16 protein-coding genes and 3 pseudogenes are annotated in these 18,338 nt (G+C 62.3%); 8 read left to right on the plus strand and 11 right to left on the minus strand.

The annotated features are described in order from the left end of the window. Positions 1-131: 131 nt before the first annotated feature. From parE to IPP03_22390, 3 genes are all read right to left on the minus strand, one after another. Complete coding sequence (parE, locus tag IPP03_22380) at positions 132-2,081, minus strand: DNA topoisomerase IV subunit B (GenBank protein MBL0355247.1); 1,950 nt, start codon at positions 2,079-2,081, stop codon at positions 132-134. A 42-nt stretch (positions 2,082-2,123) separates the two neighbouring features. Next, a complete protein-coding gene (locus IPP03_22385) occupies positions 2,124-3,200 on the minus strand; it encodes a poly(3-hydroxybutyrate) depolymerase (protein MBL0355248.1) in 1,077 nt (358 codons plus the stop codon). Positions 3,201-3,293: 93 nt separating this feature from the next. Beyond that, positions 3,294-4,151 carry a peptidoglycan-binding protein gene (locus tag IPP03_22390; GenBank protein MBL0355249.1) on the minus strand — a complete coding sequence of 286 codons (858 nt, stop codon included), beginning with the start codon at positions 4,149-4,151 and terminating at the stop codon, positions 3,294-3,296. A 240-nt stretch (positions 4,152-4,391) separates the two neighbouring features. Between IPP03_22390 and IPP03_22395 the strand changes: the two genes are divergently transcribed. Then, positions 4,392-5,303 carry a DUF808 domain-containing protein gene (locus IPP03_22395; protein MBL0355250.1) on the plus strand — a complete coding sequence of 304 codons (912 nt, stop codon included), beginning with the start codon at positions 4,392-4,394 and terminating at the stop codon, positions 5,301-5,303. A 6-nt stretch (positions 5,304-5,309) separates the two neighbouring features. Here the strand turns inward: IPP03_22395 and IPP03_22400 are convergent, their stop codons facing one another. Together IPP03_22400 and IPP03_22405 are read right to left on the minus strand one after the other, a co-directional pair. Beyond that, complete coding sequence (locus IPP03_22400) at positions 5,310-5,723, minus strand: YjbQ family protein (protein MBL0355251.1); 414 nt, start codon at positions 5,721-5,723, stop codon at positions 5,310-5,312. After that, complete coding sequence (locus IPP03_22405) at positions 5,720-6,829, minus strand: sorbosone dehydrogenase family protein (GenBank protein ID MBL0355252.1); 1,110 nt, start codon at positions 6,827-6,829, stop codon at positions 5,720-5,722. Before IPP03_22405 ends, IPP03_22400 begins: the two co-directional genes overlap by 4 nt. Before the next feature lie 298 nt (positions 6,830-7,127). Here IPP03_22405 and rimO point away from each other — a divergent pair, with 298 nt between their 5' ends. Genes rimO through IPP03_22420 form a run of 3 tightly spaced genes read left to right on the plus strand, consistent with a single transcriptional unit; the run spans position 7,128 to position 10,740 of the window. Beyond that, positions 7,128-8,459: a 30S ribosomal protein S12 methylthiotransferase RimO gene (rimO, locus tag IPP03_22410; protein MBL0355253.1), complete on the plus strand. Its 1,332-nt coding sequence runs from the start codon at positions 7,128-7,130 to the stop codon at positions 8,457-8,459. A gap of 6 nt (positions 8,460-8,465) precedes the next feature. After that, positions 8,466-9,338 (plus strand): patatin-like phospholipase RssA, encoded by an 873-nt coding sequence (gene rssA, locus IPP03_22415; GenBank protein MBL0355254.1) that lies wholly within the window; start codon positions 8,466-8,468, stop codon positions 9,336-9,338. Positions 9,339-9,345: 7 nt separating this feature from the next. After that, complete coding sequence (locus tag IPP03_22420) at positions 9,346-10,740, plus strand: FAD-binding oxidoreductase (GenBank protein MBL0355255.1); 1,395 nt, start codon at positions 9,346-9,348, stop codon at positions 10,738-10,740. 30 nt (positions 10,741-10,770) lie between these two features. Here IPP03_22420 and IPP03_22425 read toward each other — a convergent pair whose 3' ends face one another. The 5 genes from IPP03_22425 to IPP03_22445 all read right to left on the minus strand — a co-directional run bounded on the left by IPP03_22425 (position 10,771) and on the right by IPP03_22445 (position 13,639). Next, a complete protein-coding gene (locus IPP03_22425) occupies positions 10,771-11,742 on the minus strand; it encodes a DUF3616 domain-containing protein (protein ID MBL0355256.1) in 972 nt (323 codons plus the stop codon). 58 nt (positions 11,743-11,800) lie between these two features. Continuing rightward, positions 11,801-12,694: an Hsp33 family molecular chaperone HslO gene (locus tag IPP03_22430; GenBank protein MBL0355257.1), complete on the minus strand. Its 894-nt coding sequence runs from the start codon at positions 12,692-12,694 to the stop codon at positions 11,801-11,803. Then, on the minus strand, positions 12,691-13,062 hold the full coding sequence (locus tag IPP03_22435; protein ID MBL0355258.1) for an arsenate reductase: 372 nt from the start codon (positions 13,060-13,062) through the stop codon (positions 12,691-12,693). The genes IPP03_22430 and IPP03_22435 overlap by 4 nt, the downstream gene beginning before the upstream one ends. A 74-nt stretch (positions 13,063-13,136) precedes the next feature. Continuing rightward, positions 13,137-13,400: a Txe/YoeB family addiction module toxin gene (locus IPP03_22440; GenBank protein MBL0355259.1), complete on the minus strand. Its 264-nt coding sequence runs from the start codon at positions 13,398-13,400 to the stop codon at positions 13,137-13,139. Further along, a complete protein-coding gene (locus IPP03_22445) occupies positions 13,397-13,639 on the minus strand; it encodes a type II toxin-antitoxin system Phd/YefM family antitoxin (protein MBL0355260.1) in 243 nt (80 codons plus the stop codon). The genes IPP03_22440 and IPP03_22445 overlap by 4 nt, the downstream gene beginning before the upstream one ends. A 177-nt stretch (positions 13,640-13,816) precedes the next feature. Between IPP03_22445 and IPP03_22450 the strand changes: the two are divergent. After that, a pseudogene (locus IPP03_22450) lies at positions 13,817-14,197 on the plus strand (IS110 family transposase). Positions 14,198-14,582: 385 nt separating this feature from the next. Here IPP03_22450 and IPP03_22455 read toward each other — a convergent pair. Then, positions 14,583-14,963: a DUF1311 domain-containing protein gene (locus IPP03_22455; GenBank protein ID MBL0355261.1), complete on the minus strand. Its 381-nt coding sequence runs from the start codon at positions 14,961-14,963 to the stop codon at positions 14,583-14,585. 424 nt (positions 14,964-15,387) lie between these two features. Here IPP03_22455 and IPP03_22460 point away from each other — a divergent pair. The 3 genes and pseudogenes from IPP03_22460 (at position 15,388) to IPP03_22470 (ending at position 18,266) form a co-directional block, all read left to right on the plus strand. Continuing rightward, a pseudogene (locus IPP03_22460) lies at positions 15,388-15,564 on the plus strand (phage integrase N-terminal SAM-like domain-containing protein). Between the two features lie 350 nt (positions 15,565-15,914). Beyond that, positions 15,915-17,210 (plus strand): annotated as a pseudogene (locus IPP03_22465) (IS4 family transposase). A 15-nt stretch (positions 17,211-17,225) separates the two neighbouring features. Continuing rightward, a complete protein-coding gene (locus tag IPP03_22470) occupies positions 17,226-18,266 on the plus strand; it encodes an asparaginase (GenBank protein MBL0355262.1) in 1,041 nt (346 codons plus the stop codon). Positions 18,267-18,338 lie beyond the last annotated feature (72 nt).

Genomic DNA, 18,338 nt, shown 5'->3' on the forward strand with positions numbered 1-18,338 from the left:
CATGCGCCGGGTCGGCGAACAACGGGGGATGGCAGCGGAATTGCCCGATTTCCGCGGTCGACCGCACTAATTGGCCAGGAAGGCCTCTTTATTCTTCGCGTTGCTGGAAGTCGGACGAACCGGCGCTCCGGCTAAACGTCGGCCTCGACCAGTCCGCCGTCCTTCTCCATCCAGGCTCGGCGGCCGGCGGCTTCGCCCTTGCCCATGAGCAGCGTGAAGGTCTTTTTCATTTCGGCGATGGTCGCGCGGCTGGCCTGGAAGGGCACCAGTCGGCGGGTGTCGGGGCAGAGCGTGGTTTCCCAGAGCTGATCCGGGTTCATTTCGCCGAGGCCCTTGAAGCGGGAAACGGTGATCTTGTTTTCGGAAATGCCTTCGTCGCGCAGCTTGACCAGCGTCCGTTCCTTTTCCGCTTCGTCCAGGCAATAGACCTTGCGCGTATGGCCGCGCGCCTCGACGTCGACGCGAAATAGCGGCGGTTGGGCGACGTGGATGTGGCCGCGCTCAATCAGCGCCGGAAAGTGCTTGAGGAACAGCGTGAACAGCAGCACCTGGATGTGGCTGCCATCGACGTCGGCGTCGGACATCACAATGATGCGGCCGTAGCGCAGCCCGGAAACATCGATGCTGTCGATTTGCTCGATACCGTGCGGATCGACGCCAATGGCCACCGAAATATCATGAACTTCGTTGTTCTTGAACAACTGGTCGCGGTCGACTTCCCAGGTGTTGAGCACCTTGCCGCGTAGTGGCAGCACCGCCTGGGTTTCCTTGTCGCGGCCCTGCTTGGCCGAGCCGCCGGCGGAATCGCCCTCGACCAGGAAGACTTCGTTGCGCGTGATGTCGTCGGATTCACAGTCGGTCAGCTTGCCGGGCAGGGTGGCGATACCGGAAGATTTCTTCTTTTCGACCTTCTGTGTCGATTTCATGCGGTTCTGCGCCGACTTGACCGCAAGTTCGGCGATCTTCCTGCCAAAATCGGCGTGGCTGTTGAGCCAAAGCTCGAACGGGTCGCGCACCATCTGTGAAACCAGCTTGTAGCTGTCGCGGCTGGTCAGTTTTTCCTTGGTCTGGCCCTGAAATTGCGGGTCAAGGACCTTGGCGGAAAGCAGGAAGGTCATGCGGCCGCAGACGTCGTCCTGCGCCAGCTTGACCTTGGCCGGCAGGATGGCGTGATGGTCGGCGAAGGTCTTGACCGCCTCGAAGACGCCGGCCTTCAGTCCGGCTTCGTGGGTGCCGCCATCGAGCGTCGGGATCAGGTTGACGTAGCTTTCCGGCTTGCCGCCACCTTCCTCGAACCAGGCGAGCGCCCAGGTGGCGCCCTCGCCGACGGCGAAGCCGTTTTCGCATTCGATGTACTTCTCGCCGACGAAGATCGGCGCTACCGGCTGGCCGACCATCAGTTCGGCTAGGTAGTCGGTCATGCCGTTGCGGTAGCACCAGCTTTTCGGCGTTTCGCCCTCGATTTCGAGGTCGACCGTGACATTCGGCATCAGCACTGCCTTGGAGCGCAAGACGTGCTCCAGATGCGGCAAATTGATCTTTGGCGAATCGAAGTATTTAGGGTCAGGCCGGATGCGCACCGTGGTTCCGGTCGTGCGCGGCCCGCAGTCGCCGATGCGACGCAGCGGCTCAATGACTAAGCCAGCGCTAAATGCCATGTGATAGACGCCGCCACCACGCCTGATTTCCACCTCCAGCCGGGTAGACAGCGCGTTGGTGACCGAAACGCCGACGCCGTGCAGGCCGCCCGAGAAGCGGTAGGCGTTGCCGGCGTCCGTCTTGTTGAACTTGCCGCCGGCGTGCAGCTTGCAGAAGACCAGCTCGACCGCCGGCCGGCCTTCCTCGGGGTGAATCTCGACCGGAATGCCGCGGCCGTTGTCGGAGACCTCGATCACGCCGTCAGAGCGAACCAGCACGCCGATCCGCTTGGCGTAGCCGGCCAGCGCTTCGTCGGCGGAATTGTCGATGACTTCCTGGATGATGTGCGTCGGGCAGGTCGTGCGGGTGTACATGCCCGGGCGTTCCTTGACGGGTTCGAGATCCTTCAGGACACGGATTGAGGAGGCGGAATATTCGGACATGGGCTCTGAAAATGACGCAAAAAAGGCGGTCGACCGCTGCAATCAGCGGTTGCCGGCGGATTGTACCGGTTGCGGCGGCATTCCCAATGCGCCGATCATCGCGCGGACGGCGCGCATCTGGGCGCCGTCGCGGGTATGGTAGCCGGCGCCGGTATATCCCCACCAGTCCCAGCAGCCTTTCGGGTTGAACTGCCAGCGCAAGGAGCCGAAGGCGAGGCCGTGGCGACGCACCGTTTGCGGGTAAAGCACGACGATCCGATTGCTCGCCGACCAGCCGTTGTAGCCGGCGCCCTCGACGAAACGGCGGCCGATATCGCCGGCGTTCTGCTGACAGCCGTGGAAAGCCACATGAATTTTGCAGCCGCCGCTGCGGCAGTTGGCAGGGACGAAGGCATAACCCTCGTTGGCCAGGCTGGCGTCGACGGCCCGGCCACTGACGAAGGGGCGCTGATCGAAGGCGATGACTTCGCCGGCCGGCTGGCCGGTGGGCGGCTGTAGCGTGCCGAGCAGGTGCGCCAGCAGCTTACCGGCGGCATCGATGTCCTGGCAACGATTGATGAACGGCGACTCGGTAGTTGAACAGGCGTTGGCCTGCGGATCGGCGATCGAGAGCATGGCGTGCCCGGCCTCCGGCACCTTGACGAAGCTGATGGCGTCGGCAGGCAGTGTGGCGCGGTAGAAGGCATCGAGCGCATCCATCACCGGCGCTAGCACGGTCCGGTCGTTGCCGCCGGCCAGCAGCCAGACGCGGTCGTCCTGCAGATTTCTGGGTGGGTCGATGCGGCCCGCTTCAGCCAGCTTTTTAACAGTCTTCAGCGTCTCGTCGGGCGTCGGCGGCTGATCCTTGCCGGAAGACGCCATGCAGTTCCTCAACGCCCGACGCAGCGAACCCTCGGCGCAGTAGTATGGCCCACCGGCCACGACGCCGGCGCCGCGGACGATGCCCGAATAGGCAACCTGGAACTGCACGGCCATGTAGGCCCCGGAAGAAATGCCGGATACGGTCACGTCGTCGATGTTCGCGGCCAGCCCTGGCAGCGGCTGGGCAGCGCCGGTGCCAAGCGAGATGAGCAGCAGCGAGAGGGCGCAGGACTCTTGCAGGCGTGCGGGAATTTTCATGTCACAAGGATTCCGATTGGTTACCGGGCGAGCGCCAACGGAAAGGGGCCGGCGAAACCGACCCCTTCGAACACACCGTCGATAGCGCGGGTTCTACCTTCTCTTTATGGCTTTGCCCGCCGGTGTGCTGCCGCCCTGAACGCCGAGCTGGCCGCCGGTGCCGAGTCCGCCCTGGACCTCCTGCGCCCTGTAGTTGCGGACGGCCCTGACGATGTTGTTGTAAGAATCGGTGAAGGCGGCAACGATGACCTTGCCTTCGGCGGTGTTGGCGTAGCCGCCGCCAATGCCGCCGCCGCCACCGCCGAAAAGTCCGCCCAGCATGCCGAAGTCGACATTGCGGGCGCTGCCTTCGGCGGCCGCCAGTTGCACGCCCGAGCGATTGTCGATCAGGGTCAGGATGGTGCTCGCTTCCTTGGCGTTCATGCTGCCGCCGAGCACGGCGCCCAGCGAACCGCCCAAGAGGCCGCCTAACGCCGCACCGCCGCCGCCGGCATTCTGGTTGCTGAAGGTGATCGACGGACTCATCGAATAATCGGCGGCGACCATCTGGCCCTTGCCGAAATTGGACCCCTTGCGCATCTCGCCGCTTTGTTCAAGCGCCCGCTCGCCCATGATGTTCTGCATTGCCCGACCGCGTTCGACAATCACGAAGCAGTTGGACTGCTGCACCAGCAGCTTCAATACCGGCACCGTCGAGCCGAGCCGTAACTGGCCGGTCAGATAGCCATACCAGGAAGCGTGCGTGTCTTCAACGATCGCCAGCGTGCCCATTGTGGCCGGGCATCTTTCGAGCTGGGCATTGGCGTTCTCCGCGTTGGCGCCACCAGCCGAACCGGTGGCGGTCGTTTTCGCCGCCTGCGAACCCATGTCCATGCTGGAACATCCGGCAAGTGCCGCGCATATCAGGCTTCCCAGCAACAAACGATGATCGGAATGATTTATAGCGAACATGGCAACCTCCTCTTGACTGGTTCTTGTGGGAATTCTTGTTGGGATCGGCAACCTGCGCAAGCAACCCGGATCCCGGAAGGAACCGCGGGAAGTCGTATCACATGCGCGACGGCAGCGAGGCCAGCCCGCATCATATACGAGAATGTTTGTATCGCGCATCGCGGCGTGGCGTGGTGGAAAGGCCAAACGCGGCACGTTCTTGGGTAGAATCGGGACCGCCCCAAGAAACGGAATATCTCGATGGCCGGAGCCAGCCTGCTTGCATTGATTGACGACATCGCGTCGGTTCTCGACGACGTCGCCCTGATGACCAAAGTCGCCGCCAAAAAGACTGCGGGCGTCCTTGGCGACGACCTGGCGCTGAATGCGCAGCAGGTTTCCGGCGTGCGCGCCGAGCGGGAACTGCCTGTCGTCTGGGCGGTCGGCGTCGGGTCGCTGAAGAACAAGGTGATCCTGGTGCCGGCGGCGCTGGCGATCAGCGCCTTCATTCCGTGGGCGGTGACGCCGCTGCTGATGCTTGGTGGTCTCTATCTGTGCTTCGAGGGCGTCGAGAAACTGGCGCACAAGTGGCTGCACGGCACCGACGGAGGCGAGCCCGAGAGCGCCGGGGAACAGGCCGCGCTGGCCGACGCGAACCTCGATCTGATCGCCTTCGAGGCGGACAAGATCAAGGGAGCCATCCGCACCGACTTCGTCCTTTCGGCCGAGATCATCGTCATCGCCCTGGGGACCGTGGCCGACAAGCCCTTTGCAACGCAGGTCGCGGTGTTGTCGGGCATCGGCCTGATCATGACCGTCGGCGTCTATGGCATCGTCGCCGGCATCGTCAAGATGGACGACCTCGGCATCCATCTGCTGCAAAAGCCCGGCGCGCTCGCCCGCGGAATCGGCAGGGCGCTGCTGCTGGCGGCGCCAAAGCTGATGAAGTCGCTGGCGGTGATTGGCACCGCGGCGATGTTCATGGTCGGCGGCGGCATCCTGACCCATGGTATTCCGCCCGTGCACCACGCCATCGCGTGGGTCGCCGAGGCTTCGGGAGTGGCGGGCGGCGTCGTGGCGCTAGCGCTCGACGTGTTGTTCGGCATCGCCGGCGGGACATTGGCCCTGCTCGGCGTCAAGGTGATCGGGAAACTGCGCGGCAAGCCGGAGTAGGGCGCCTCAGCCGAGCAGGGTGACGACGATTTCGCGGCGGTGTGCCTGGGTGCGGTGCTCGAACAGGTAGATTCCCTGCCAGGTGCCGAGCAGCAGGCGGCGGCCGCTAAAGGGCACGGTCAGCGAAGTGCCGGTCAGCAGCGAACGCGCATGCGCCGCCATGTCGTCGTCACCTTCGAGGTCGTGGCGATAGGCTGGGTCGCCATCGGGCGCCCAGCGCCGCAACAGGGTTTCGAGATCGCGGCGCACGGTGGGGTCGGCGTTTTCGGTGATCGCCAGACCGCAACTGGTGTGGCGCACGAAAATATGGGCAATTCCGGTGTCGACCGCGGCAGACCGGACGATGGCGGCAATTTCACCAGTAATCTCGGTGGCGCCGCGGCCGCGCGTGGCGACGGTCAGACGCTGCTGTTCGCTCACGGCCGGCGCGTCTGCGAATACGAAATCCGGTAGATCGCTCCGGCCAGGTCGTCGGAAACCAGCAGCGAGCCATCCGGCAGTTCCAGTACATCGGCCGGTCGCCCCCACGCCGATTCCCCCTGCAGCCAGCCGGTGGCGAAGGGCTCATAAGAGACAGCCCGATTGCCGTTCACCCTGACCAGCGTGACCCGGTAGCCCGATTTCCGGGAACGGTTCCACGACCCGTGTTCGGCGATGAAGATGTGGCCGCGATAGGAGTCGGGGAACTGCCGGCCGGTGTAGAAGCGCATGCCGAGTGCGGCGACATGGGCACCGAGATTTTTCGCCGGTGGCACGAATTCGGCGCACGGACGTTCGCCGCCGAACTCGGGGTCGGCAAGCGTGCCACCGTGACAGTAGGGATAGCCGAAATGCAGGCCGGCACGCGGCGCGCGGTTCAGTTCGTCGGGCGGCTGATCGTCGCCCAGCAGGTCGCGTCCGTTGTCGGTGAACCACAGTTCGCCGGTTCCGGGTTGCCAGTCGAAGCCGACGCTGTTGCGCACGCCGCGCGCGAATACCTTGAGATCGCTGCCATCCGGCCGCATGCTGGTAATGACCGCGAAGCGTTCCGGGTCCGGCTTGCAGTTGTTGCACGGGGCGCCGACTGGAACGTAGAGGCGGTCATCGGGGCCGAAGGCGATGAATTTCCAGCCGTGGTGGCGCTCCTTCGGGAAATCCTCGCGAACCGTCACCGGCGCTGGCGGATTGTCCAGGCGAGTGCCGATACTGTCGAAGCGCAGGATGCGGTCGACCGCCGAAACATAGAGATTTCCAGCGCGGAAGGCGACGCCGACCGGCATGGCCAGGCCGCTGGCGACGACGGTAGTGCGCTTTGCGCGGTACTGGCCGTCGAGCTGGATCGCGTGGACTTTGCCTTCGCTGGCGGAACCCACGTACAAGACATTGCCGTCACCGATGGCCATCTGCCGCGCGTTGGGAACCCGCGCCAGAACCTCGATCGAGAATCCGTCGGGGAGACGGATCCGCTCGATCGGCAGTTCGCCGGCAAAGGCGGCAAGGCTGACTGAGAAAAGCGCCAGGACGGCGCCGATAGTGCGGAGAGTCATTCGGGAATTTGCATGCGCGGCGGAAGTTGGCAAGGGCTTCAGTATAGCGACCCCGGCTGCCCGCATGCGGGAGCGAATCAAGCTTTCCGGCCAGGCGAAGCGCTTGACCGATATTGCGCAAGGCAGAGCGTTTGACTAAATCCGTTGCTGGCCGGAAAATCGGCGGTGCTGGACCCATGGTGCAATTTGCCGATTCAGCGGTGATTCGCAAAGCCCTGATCCCGAATCGGGGCTTTTTGTTTTTGCGTCACAGGGTTTGCCGGCGACGGTCTCCCTGGGGGATGCGCTGCCTGAGGTAATGATTTTGAACGCAAAAGTGCCGACTGTCGGTTTCGTTTCGCTGGGCTGTCCGAAAGCCAGTTCGGATGCCGAGCGTATCCTGACCAAGCTGCGCGCCGAAGGCTACGAGATTTCGCCGAGCTACGACAATTCCGATCTGGTGATCGTCAACACCTGCGGCTTCATCGACGCTGCCGTCGAGGAATCGCTCGACGCCATCGGCGAGGCGCTCAACGAGAATGGCAAGGTCATCGTCACCGGCTGCCTCGGCGCCAAGGGTGACATCGTGCAGACGACGCACCCGGCCGTGCTCGCCGTCACCGGCCCGCACGCTGCCGACGAGGTCATGGGCTATGTCCACACCCACCTGCCCAAGCCGCACGACCCGTATTCCGATCTGGTGCCGCCGCAGGGCGTGCGCCTGACCCCGGACCATTTCGCCTACCTGAAGATTTCCGAAGGCTGCAACCACAGTTGCACCTTCTGCATCATCCCGTCGCTGCGCGGCCCGCTCGTGTCGCGCCCGGTCGGTGACGTGCTGGCCGAAGCCGAGAACCTGGCACGGGCTGGGGTCAAGGAAATCCTGGTCATCTCGCAGGACACCAGCGCCTACGGCGTCGACATCAAGTACCGCACTGCCTTCTGGGGTGGCAAGCCGGTCAAGTCGCGGCTGAAGGAGTTGTGCGAGGCACTGGGCAGTTTCGGCATCTGGGTGCGCCTGCATTACGTCTATCCCTATCCGTCGGTCGATGACGTCATTCCGCTGATGGCCGCAGGCCAGATCCTGCCGTACCTCGACGTGCCCTTCCAGCACGCCAGCCCGAAGATTCTCAAGGCGATGAAACGTCCGGCGTCGGCCGAGAACACGCTCGAGCGCATCGCCAAGTGGCGCGCCATCTGCCCGGAAATCGTCATCCGCTCGACCTTCATTACCGGCTTCCCCGGTGAAACTGAAGAGGATTTCGACCAGCTGATCCAGTTCCTCGAGGACGCCAGGCTCGATCGCGTCGGCGCTTTCGCCTACTCGCCGGTCGACGGCGCCAAGGCCAACGAACTGGCCGAGTTGTTACCCGAAGAGGTGCGCGAGGATCGCCGACGCTGGCTGATGCAGGTGCAGGAAGATATCTCCGCCGACAAGTTGGCGGCCAAGATTGATAGCGTCATTCAGGTGCTGGTCGACGAGGTTGACGAAGAAGGCACCATCGCCCGCTCCAAGGCCGATGCGCCGGAGATCGACGGGCTGGTTTATGTCGACGGATTTTTTGATGCCGAGCCGGGGGATTTTCTGCAGGTGAAGGTCATCGATTCCGACCACCACGACCTCTACGCCGAGCCGGTGGGGCAGGGCTGACCGGCCATGGGCAAGCCGCGCCTCGCCATTGCGCTCGGCTCCGGTTCGGCCCGCGGCTGGTCCCACATTGGTGTGCTGCGCGCCCTGCTGCAGGCCGGCATCGTTCCCGACATCGTCTGCGGCACGTCGATCGGCGCTTTCGTCGGGGCCGCCTATGCGTCAGGCTCGCTTGATCCGCTCGAATCCTGGGTGCGCGGCCTGACGCGCCGCGATGTATTCGGGTTCTTCGACGTCAGTTTAGGGGCGGGCGGCCTGATCAAGGGCGAGAAGCTGCTTGGCTACACTTCCCATCTTTTTCTCGACGAGACCTTTGCCGATCTCGACAAGCCGTTCGCCTGTGTCGCCACCGATCTGGCTAGCGGTCGCGAGGTGTGGCTCAGGGAGGGGCGGATTCTCGATGCGGTGCGCTCCTCGGTCGCGCTGCCCGGCCTGCTCGCGCCGCATCTGCTCGACGGACGCTACCTGGTCGACGGCGGGCTGGTCAATCCGGTACCGGTTTCGCTGTGCCGGGCGCTCGGCGCCGACCTCGTGATTGCCGTCGATCTCGGCATGGACACCATCGGCCTGCGTCAGCGCCGTGGCGATGCCTCCGCACCGGTGCCTGCCTGGCGCCAGACGATGGGTCGCTGGCTGGGGCGCGAGGGCGACGGCGAGGACGTGGTACGGCCTTCGCTGGCCGACGTTGTGACCAACAGCATTGCCATCATGCAGGGACGCATCTCGCGTTCGCGACTGGCCGGCGAGCCGGCCGACGTGCTGATCACGCCGCGCCTGGGGCAACTCGGACTGCTCGATTTTCACCGCGCCGACGAAGCCATCGCCGCCGGGCGTCTGGCGGCCGAGCACATGCTGCCGCTGCTGCGCGCGATCACTGAATGAGGCGCCGATGACGGGCGATTCGCTGACGGCAACGCTGGCACGCATCGTCGGGCCGGCCAACGTCGTTGACGGGACCGCCGATCTGGCGCCCTGCCTGACCGACTGGCGCGGCCGTTACCACGGCGCCGCACGTTGCCTGGTCAAGCCCGGCGCGACTGCCGAGGTGGCGGCGGTAGTCCGCGCCTGTGCTGCCGCCGGGGCGCCGATGGTGACGCAGGGCGGCAATACCAGCCTGTGCGGCGCGGCGACACCGGACGACTCGGGCAGCGCCGTGGTGATCGGTCTCGGCCGGCTGAACCGCATTGTTGCGGTCGACCCGGAAAACAACACGATTTCCGTCGAGGCCGGCTGCACGCTGGCCGCGGTACAGGAAGCGGCGAGTGCCGCTAACCGGCTGTTTCCGCTGGCGCTGGCTTCCGAAGGTAGTTGCCAGATTGGCGGCAACCTGTCGACCAATGCCGGCGGTGTCCAAGTGCTGCGCTACGGCAACATGCGCGAACTGACCCTCGGTCTGGAGGTCGTTTTGCCCAGCGGCGAAATCTGGGACGGCCGGCGTGGCCTGCGCAAGGACAACACCGGCTACGACCTCAAGCAGCTATTCATCGGCGCCGAAGGCACGCTGGGGATCATCACAGGGGCTGTGCTGAAACTGTTTCCGCTGCCGAAAACGCAGGTAACGTGCTGGCTTAATGTGGCTGCGCCAAATGTTGCGGTCAACCTGCTGAATGCGGCAAAAAATACCTTCGATGCGGGGTTGACCGCTTTCGAGTTGATCTCCGAAACGTCGCTTGGCCTAGTGCTGAAAAACATACCGGCCAGTGCACGACCGACGGCGCAGAGCCCGTGGTACATGCTCGCCGAATTCTCCGATGCCGAGCCCACTGCCGTCGAGCATTGGCTGGCGACACGGCTGGACGCCGGCGAAGTAGCCGACGCCGTGATCGCCCACTCGGAAACCCAGGCAAAAATCCTCTGGGCTCTGCGCGAAAACATTTCCGAAGCACAGAAGATCGAGGGTATCAGCATCAAGCACGATGTCGCGGTGCCGGTTTCCTGCATCCCCGAGTTCCTGGCGCAGACCGACGCTGTGCTGGAATGGGCCTTTCCCGGTATCCGCATCGTCACCTTCGGCCATGTCGGCGACGGCAACCTGCACTACAACCTGTCAAAGGCCGACGCCCAGGACAACGACGCCTTCATTGCCAGCCAGCCCGAGGTCAATCGTATCGTCCATGATGCGGTCCACGCGCTGAATGGCTCGATTTCCGCCGAGCACGGGATCGGTCAACTCAAACGCGAGGAATTGCTGCGCTACAAAAGTCCGGTGGAAATCGCCCTGATGCGCTCCATCAAGAAGGCGCTCGACCCGCGCGGGCTGATGAATCCGGGCAAGATCCTCTAGCTTCGGTTGGCGGCTGCGCCGCCAGCGACCTCACTCGGGCAGTGTGATGGTCAAGCTGCGAAAGGTCTGGCGCTCGCCCGGCAGCTTCTTGCATGCGACGCCGCCGGTCTTGATGCCGCCGTCGTCGCTGAGCAACTGGACGCGCTTGCTGCCGGGAATCGCGAACAGGGCCTCGGGGCGCAGGTCGCGCAGGTCAATGCCGGTGATGATCGTTGCCGCCTCACTCGGGCGGCCCGACCAGCGGAACAGCGCGAAGCTGCCGGAGTCGGCAGTCGGTCCGGCGGCGATCACGTAGGAAGTGCCGACGCGTTCGATGCTGCGCACCCCGCGTTGTCCGAGATCGAGTTCGATCGGGGCAGCGAAGCGGGCGCGACCGCCGTCGATGAGTTCTCCCGGGTTGAGCAGCGGAACCAGCAAGGCACGGCCTTGACGCAGCGGGTTGCGCAGCCCGATCAGCAGGGTGCCTTCGGGTGTAGCGGCCAGGCCTTCGATATTCAGGCCGCCATCCGCCTCGGCTGCGCGCTCTGCCGCCGCGACGAGCCGGTAGGGGGCGAGCGCGTCGGTCGCGAGCAGGTCGTCGAGCAGCCGCGTGTAGGCCTGGCCGGCGGGTGTGAGCGTTGGCGGGTTGCCCGGTTTGACGTCGGTAGCGAAGAAGCGTTGCCGGCTCGGCCGGGTCTTGCCCTTGGCGTTGCGGGCATGCGAGGTGATCCAGTAGATACGAGTACCGATCTTCGTCGCCGCCTCGATATCGGCTTCCTCGCCGTTCTTCGTGGCGAGGAGGGCGGACAGATCGACCGTACCGACCGGTTGCGGCTGGCCCTGCCGATAAATGTGCAGGATATTGTGCTCGTCGTCGCCGACGACAAAGTGGTCGGCATCGAGCGCGGCGGCGGCCGAAGCGTCGCAGGGGCCGCGGTAGACAGCGGCGGTTTGCGCCGCAGCTGCCGATGCGAAACAGGCAACGAGGACGGCAGCGAGGCGGTAGCGGGTGCGCGGTTTCATCGAATCATCCGGAATTGTTCAGGGGCTGGCTGCCAGCATAGCACCACAGCCACGAGCCTCAGTGAAGCGACTTACTCGCCAGCGGGCCGAACAGTTCGGTGATGTCGTCGGCGCTGAAGCGGTATTGGTGGTTGCAGATGTCGTCGCGGATCAGGATTTCGCCATGCTCGGCAAGGATCGTCTCGGCATCCGCACGGCCCAGGCCGCGGATCATGTCGCGCACCTTGGTCCAGTCCTCGGGGCAGTGGTAGCTGACCGGCAGCGGATCGAAGACGCGCACGCCGTGGGCGTCCATTTCCTCATGGAACAGGCGGTTGAGCAGGGTTTCGACATCGAGTTCGAGTAATTCCGCAGCCTTGACGGTGCTCGCCAGTTGGGTGATGCGCTGCCAGCCATCGGCATCGTGGTTGTCGGCGCCCGGCATTTTTTGCAGGAACAGGCAGGCGGCAGCCTTCGGGGCGGCAGTGGCGAACAGGCGCGAGGACTGCTGTTCGGATTGTTCGAGGTAGTGCTCGAAGATTTCGGCGATGCTGTTGCCGACCAGCGGCACGAAACTCTGGTAAGGATGGCGGGCATCCGGCATGTCGAGGCTAAGCATCAACTGGCCGCCCTGATTTTCACCTTGTTGGGCGCCAAGTAGTTCCGGCACCGGGGCGGGCAGGACGACCGGGTTGCTGCGCGCCATGCCGCGTAGCTGCAAGGCTTCGTTGCAATCGATGACCAGTAACTGGATCGGGCCGTTGCCGCGCAACTGCAAGGTCAGGCGGCCCGCTTGCTTGAGCTGGCCGGCGATCAGCGCGGTGACGGCCGCTGTTTCGCCGAGCAACTGGGCGACGGTCGGCTGGTAGTCGCGTCCGGCCTGCATCTGCTGCCAGGCTGCGCCAAGATGAACGACGGCGCCGCGAATGTCGAGATGCTCGAAGAGGAAACGGCGGATGAAGCTGTCGCTCATTTCAGTTCCGCGGCGTAGGTTTCAGGAGAAAAACCGACCAGCAGCTTGTCGCCGGTATCGAGCACCGGGCGCTTGATCAGGCTCGGATACTGCGCCATCAATTTGAGCGCTTTTTCCGCGTTGACCCTAGGGCCAGCCATTGTTTCCATGGTTGCAGCACGCTCGTCGTCAGAAAGTTTTTTCCACATCAGGCCGCGCCGGTTGAGCAGCGCTTCCCAGCCGGTTCGCGCCGCCCAGTCGGGCAGGTGAGCCTCGGCGATGCCGGCCTTCTTGTAGTCGGTGAATTCAAAAGCGATGCCGTTTTCAGTCAGCCAGGCCATCGCCTTCTTCATGGTGCCGCAGTTCTTGATACCGTAAATCTTGATCATTTCACACCGTCATTGTTTTAAACGCCCATTTTAACGGCATGCATTCGTAGTCCGACATTGACGTTTAGTCTCTCTCACTCATAGTGGGTCCACATGCGCAACACACGAACCACCCGCTCCGTTGGAAAAACTTCATAAACCAGGCGATGCTGGATATTGATGCGTCGCGAATAGGCGCCTGCAAGATCGCCGACGAGTTTTTCGTAAGGCGGCGGGTTTTGAAACGGGTCAGCGGCGAGAACGGCCAGGAGTTCCAGCGCCTTGGCCTTCAGGCCCGTTGTGGCCAGTTTCTTCGCATCCTTCTGCGCGTGCTTCGAAAAGACGACCTGCCAACTCACCATTCAAGCGCCTTGGTACTCTGATCAAGAGGCTCTGCCATGCCCTCCTTGATGGATTCGCGCATGCCGGGGATGGAAAGAAGGTACAGCGTTTCCTGAATCGCATCCCAATCCTCGGTTGAGAGCAGGACGGCGCTGGCTCGCTTGCCGGTGATGTGAATCGGTTGATGTGATTCGGCCGCCTGGTCAATGAGCCGATAAAGGTTGGCGCGTGCTTCACTCGCGGTCAGAGTAGCCATCTTTGTTCTCCGGATAGGGGATACTTGATGGTACGTTTAAGCGTACGTTATTGTCAATCCACGCGATGTGAGGGCCAGAGTTTGAATTCTTGAAAGCAGAGCTTTTGCGGCACAGGCCGATTTTTCTTGTTGCGATTATTTATGGCCGCAACAAATAGTGGTCTTCTAACGCCCGAGCAGCTTCCCGGCATAGGCCTGACGACAGCCAGCGCTTTAGTTGCCAGTCTGGGTGGTGGGCACGACTTCAAGAACGGCCGCCAACTCGCCGCCTGGGTCGGCTTGGTTCCAGGTCAATACAGCAGCGGCGGCAAAGCAAGATTGGGCAGGATTACCAAAGCGGGGGATGCTTACCTGCGCAGCCTGCTCGTCATGGGTGCCCGCTCTGTCCTCGCCGGTCTGGGTGACAAGCAAGATCGCTTCAGCCGTTGGGCTCGCGCCCTGGTTGAACGACGCGGCTACTGGAAAGCGGCGGTCGCCATTGCTGCCAAGAATCGGCGGCTGGCCTGGGCCGTCATGAAATATGGGGAAGATTTCCGGTTGACCGCGGAACCCGCCTGAACAGTCGAAAAAAGCGTCTATAGGGAAAAATCTGGAAAGGGATCACAGGCCGCTCGCTGGCGGCCAAATACCAGCGAAGCACTGCCAACGTTGATGTGAAGCGGGTTGGACCCGCGCGGGGTATGCCTGATTAGCTCAAGGGGAAGAAGTCATTCCCGACTAACGAATGAGGCCCCCGTGCGCGTCTTTCATCAGGGTCCGGGCAAGAAGCCCCACATGACCGATTGTAGTACCGCAGTCCTTCACCTTCTTTGCTCAGACATGGCAGATCAGATGGGTAGACAGATTATTGAGGCGGAACGATGAAACAGTAAAAATCAAAAACCCGCTTGCAGAATATGGGGAAGCCCTTGTATTAGGCCAAACGCAACGAACTCTTGTTGTGTTATTGCTTTTCATAGTCTTCGAGGTCCTTGATACGCCGCTCGGCGTGGGACTGCATGCAACCGATGTACATGGCTGTCCGGATAGTGCCGCTCGCATGAAGCGTGAAAACTGCGGTGCAGTCGGCCTCTCGAAACTTGACCCAAGCCCTCTGTGCTTCGATGAGGGTGCTCTTCATCTCCGAAAATTTTTCGAGTTCAGTGTCGGGTTGGTCAAGGCTCTTTATAACTCGGCGGTAGATTGTATTCAGTTTGGTTTCGACCTTCTTCTGGTCGGCCGACGCACATGCGTTAATGTCAGGAGTCGTGATTGCTTTCGAGCAGTCGATGGCTTGCGCGGTGAGGGAGAAGAAGACAAGAGGTAATGTGAGTAGTAGTCGCATGGTAGAGGGCCTAACGTTATGGAGTTGAGCACCTTGACGACCGTAGGGCGGCGAGTGTGCTCGAACGACGCGTTGGACGTGAGAGGTGGCGGAAATCAAGGACGGTGCTCTTTCTCTCTGTCGTCCCCGCCCAAAACGGCCAAAATCCGCTGTTTATCCGAAGTGTTTTTTGGGCGTGTGGATCAACGCGAGCGTTATACATCCGCTCATAAAACACTTCGCTTAATAGCATATTTTCCACGCTTTATAAATCCCCGTGGCATGTGTTCGGAATGCGCAACTTGCCTCCCATTGAAAGCTAGCCACCTATCTCGTGCAACGTTAAGTATACGCCTTGGCAGGCGTATACTTAACTAGGCGAAGGTGTATAAAGCAAATACCTTGTTTGCAACGCATTGAATTTTTGTGTTTTATTGAAATCATCATGCCAGATTCCACCCCTCAAACCCCGCTGCCGCCAAAACTGCTTGACCAGGTGCGTGACCGCCTGCGCGTCAAGCATTACAGCATATGTACTGAAACGCAATATCTTCAATGGATAAAGCGCTGTATCCTCTTTCACGGCAAGCGCCACCCACGCGAGATGGGGGCGGTTGAGATCATGACAATAGAGCGAACCAAACGGGTCAGTGTGAATTGAAAACCCCAATTCACTCTGACCGTTTGACCGCCCGGTTTTGCAGTTTTGGCTCGGCATTTTTGAGGTCCAGTCAACCTTCGCCGAGAAATCCACGATTGACTCCGCCTGAACGGGGCAAGATACTTCAAAGCAGCATTTGAAATTCCTGTCCTTTCGATTTTTTCAACGACCGGAGACATAAAGTTGAAATTCAGAAAAGCCGCCTTAACCCATGCCATTACACACAACTTCAACACCAGCCCGTAACATGCTGACTTTTCAAGGAACGTGGGACGGGCGTGATGAGTTGGGCAGCGGAGGAGTTCAAGGCGATCGACCTGGGCGACCGGCGTCTGGACAAGCGCACGGTGCTGCTGGCGGAGCGCATGGCCGCCAACCCGCTGGCCAGCATCCCGCAAGCCTGCGGCGGCTGGGCGGAAACCCAGGCGGCATATCGCTTTTTTGCGCAGGACGACATCGAATGGGAAGCCATCCTCGCCTCGCACTGGCGAAGCGCCGAAACGCGCATGCAGGCGCACCCGGTGGTGCTGTGCCTCCAAGACACCACGGAACTGGATTTCAATGGTCAGCGCATTGCCGGTCTGGGGCCGCTCTCGTATGAAGCCCAACGCGGGATGTACGTGCATCCCACCTACGCGGTCAGTCCGCAGCGTGAACCCTTGGGTGTTCTGGACGCCTGGATGTGGGCACGCGAACCCAAGGACGCGAGCGGCCAACGAGGTGGCCTGCTGGAAAGCACCCGCTGGACGGAGGGCTACACCCGCATCGCGGAGTTGGCGAGCAGGCTGCCGGACACCCGGCTGGTGTATGTGGCGGATCGGGAGGCGGACATCGTGGCCCTGATGGTGCAAGCCCGCGAGCTGGGGCATCCCGCCGACTGGCTGATTCGTTCCCAGCACAATCGGGCGCTTCCCGGAGGGCGGCAAGCTGTGGACTGAGGTCCTGGCCAGCGAAGCGCTCGGCGGCATCCGCTTCACGATGCCTTCGCGGCAAGGACAGAAGGCGCGGGACGTTCGGCAACGAGTCTGGGCAAAGCGGGTGACGGTCTCCGACGGCAAGGGGAGCCGGATCGAGGTGAGTTGTCTGGTGGCGCGAGAAGAAAGTGCCCCGAGGGCGTGAAGCCGGTGGAATGGCGGCTGCTGACCAATCGGCCGATTAACTCTTTCGAAGCGGCGACCGAACTGATCGACTGGTACCGGGCGCGCTGGGAGATCGAACTGTTCTTCCATGTCCTCAAGAACGGCTGCCGCGTAGAGGCGTTGCAGTTGAGCACCGTGGCGCGGCTGGAACGGGCGCTGGCGCTGTTCATGGTGGTGGCTTGGCGGATTGCCCGACTCATGCGCCTGGGCCGTACCTGCCCAGACCTGGATGCGGCCTTGCTGTTCGAGCAGGACGAATGGCAAGCGGCTTACATCCTGAATCGGAAGAAGGTGCCCAAGACGCCGCCCAGGCTCAATGAAGTGGTGCGCTTGGTGGCGATGCTTGGCGGATTTCTGGCCCGCAAGGGCGATGGCGAGCCGGGTGTGAAGACCATTTGGCTCGGCCTTCAACGCGTCGTCGATTTCGCGGCGGGGATCAGGTTCGCCCGGGAAGCTCATGCGCTATGAGTTGTGTGTAATGGGATGGCCTTAACCCTGTCGATGATGACCGCCATGGCAACCAGCCCCGTCTTCGCCCAAAACAAACCGACGGTCTATTTCATTGCTACTGGCGGCACCATCGCCATGAAGATTGATCCGGTGAAAAATGCTCCAGTGCCGGCAATCTCCGGGGAGGATCTGTTGGCCACGGTGCCGGACATTGGTAAGTACGCCACAATCCAAGTCAACAGCCTGTCGAACGTGCCATCCGACTACATGGACCCGCCCCGTTGGGTTCAGTTGACCCACGCGGTGCAAGCGGCGCTGGACATGCCTGAGGTAGCCGGCGTGATTGTTTCGCACGGCACCGACACGCTTGAAGAGACTGCTTTCTGGCTTGATCTGACTGTTAAATCGAGCAAACCGGTAGTTTTGATCGGCGCCCAGCGCAACGCCTCGTCATCCGATTTTGACGGTCCGCGCAATCTGCTCAACGCGGCGCGCATCGCCGTCGACAGCCAGTCCCGCGACAAAGGCGTGCTGCTAGCCATGAACAACCAGATCAACTCGGCTCGCTATGTGACCAAGACCCACACCGGCAATGTCGAGACCTTTAACTCAGGCCAGTTCGGCATCATCGGCGAGGCCTACCCAGACCGGGTGATGTACGCTTATACCCCGGTGCGGCGACAGCACATCCCGATCGGCACCGGCCCCATGCCGCAAGTCGACATCGTTCCCATGTACGGTGGTGCCGACGGTGCGTCGTTGCGCAGCGCGGTGGATCGGGGCGCCAAGGGCATCGTGGTACAGGCCCTGGGAATGGGCAACATGAACGAGTCAATGTTCGAGAGCGTTAAGTACGCGCTGTCCAAGCAGGTGCCAGTGGTGATCGCGACCCGGGTCCACAACGGACGGGTACTACCGAACTACGGGTTCGCCGGCGGCGGCAAGACCACTTTCGATGCCGGTGCGGTGATGGCCGACGATCTGTCGCCTGCCAAGGCTCGGATCATGCTGATGCTGCTGCAGCAAAGTGGCGTGAGCAGCAAGAGCCAACTGCAGGCTGCGTTCGACCGCTGATATTCCACAGTTGAGTCTCTGGCAGGCGCCTGGCAGGGTGGTTCCAGCATCCGTGCAATTCTTTCGGCCAGA

It is taken from the genome of Candidatus Dechloromonas phosphoritropha (assembly GCA_016722705.1).
Lineage (GTDB): Bacteria > Pseudomonadota > Gammaproteobacteria > Burkholderiales > Rhodocyclaceae > Azonexus > Azonexus phosphoritrophus.

Bases quoted from the DNA above. Each gene is read 5' to 3' on its own strand.
- IPP03_22455 (MBL0355261.1), bottom strand. From the start codon at position 14,963: ATGCGACTACTACTCACATTACCTCTTGTCTTCTTCTCCCTCACCGCG.
- IPP03_22385 (MBL0355248.1), bottom strand. From the start codon at position 3,200: ATGAAAATTCCCGCACGCCTGCAAGAGTCCTGCGCCCTCTCGCTGCTG.
- parE (MBL0355247.1), bottom strand. From the start codon at position 2,081: ATGTCCGAATATTCCGCCTCCTCAATCCGTGTCCTGAAGGATCTCGAA.
- IPP03_22390 (MBL0355249.1), bottom strand. From the start codon at position 4,151: ATGTTCGCTATAAATCATTCCGATCATCGTTTGTTGCTGGGAAGCCTG.
- IPP03_22425 (MBL0355256.1), bottom strand. From the start codon at position 11,742: ATGAAACCGCGCACCCGCTACCGCCTCGCTGCCGTCCTCGTTGCCTGT.
- rssA (MBL0355254.1), top strand. From the start codon at position 8,466: ATGGGCAAGCCGCGCCTCGCCATTGCGCTCGGCTCCGGTTCGGCCCGC.
- IPP03_22395 (MBL0355250.1), top strand. From the start codon at position 4,392: ATGGCCGGAGCCAGCCTGCTTGCATTGATTGACGACATCGCGTCGGTT.
- IPP03_22445 (MBL0355260.1), bottom strand. From the start codon at position 13,639: ATGGCTACTCTGACCGCGAGTGAAGCACGCGCCAACCTTTATCGGCTC.
- IPP03_22470 (MBL0355262.1), top strand. From the start codon at position 17,226: ATGGCCTTAACCCTGTCGATGATGACCGCCATGGCAACCAGCCCCGTC.
- IPP03_22435 (MBL0355258.1), bottom strand. From the start codon at position 13,062: ATGATCAAGATTTACGGTATCAAGAACTGCGGCACCATGAAGAAGGCG.
- IPP03_22430 (MBL0355257.1), bottom strand. From the start codon at position 12,694: ATGAGCGACAGCTTCATCCGCCGTTTCCTCTTCGAGCATCTCGACATT.
- rimO (MBL0355253.1), top strand. From the start codon at position 7,128: ATGATTTTGAACGCAAAAGTGCCGACTGTCGGTTTCGTTTCGCTGGGC.
- IPP03_22405 (MBL0355252.1), bottom strand. From the start codon at position 6,829: ATGACTCTCCGCACTATCGGCGCCGTCCTGGCGCTTTTCTCAGTCAGC.
- IPP03_22420 (MBL0355255.1), top strand. From the start codon at position 9,346: ATGACGGGCGATTCGCTGACGGCAACGCTGGCACGCATCGTCGGGCCG.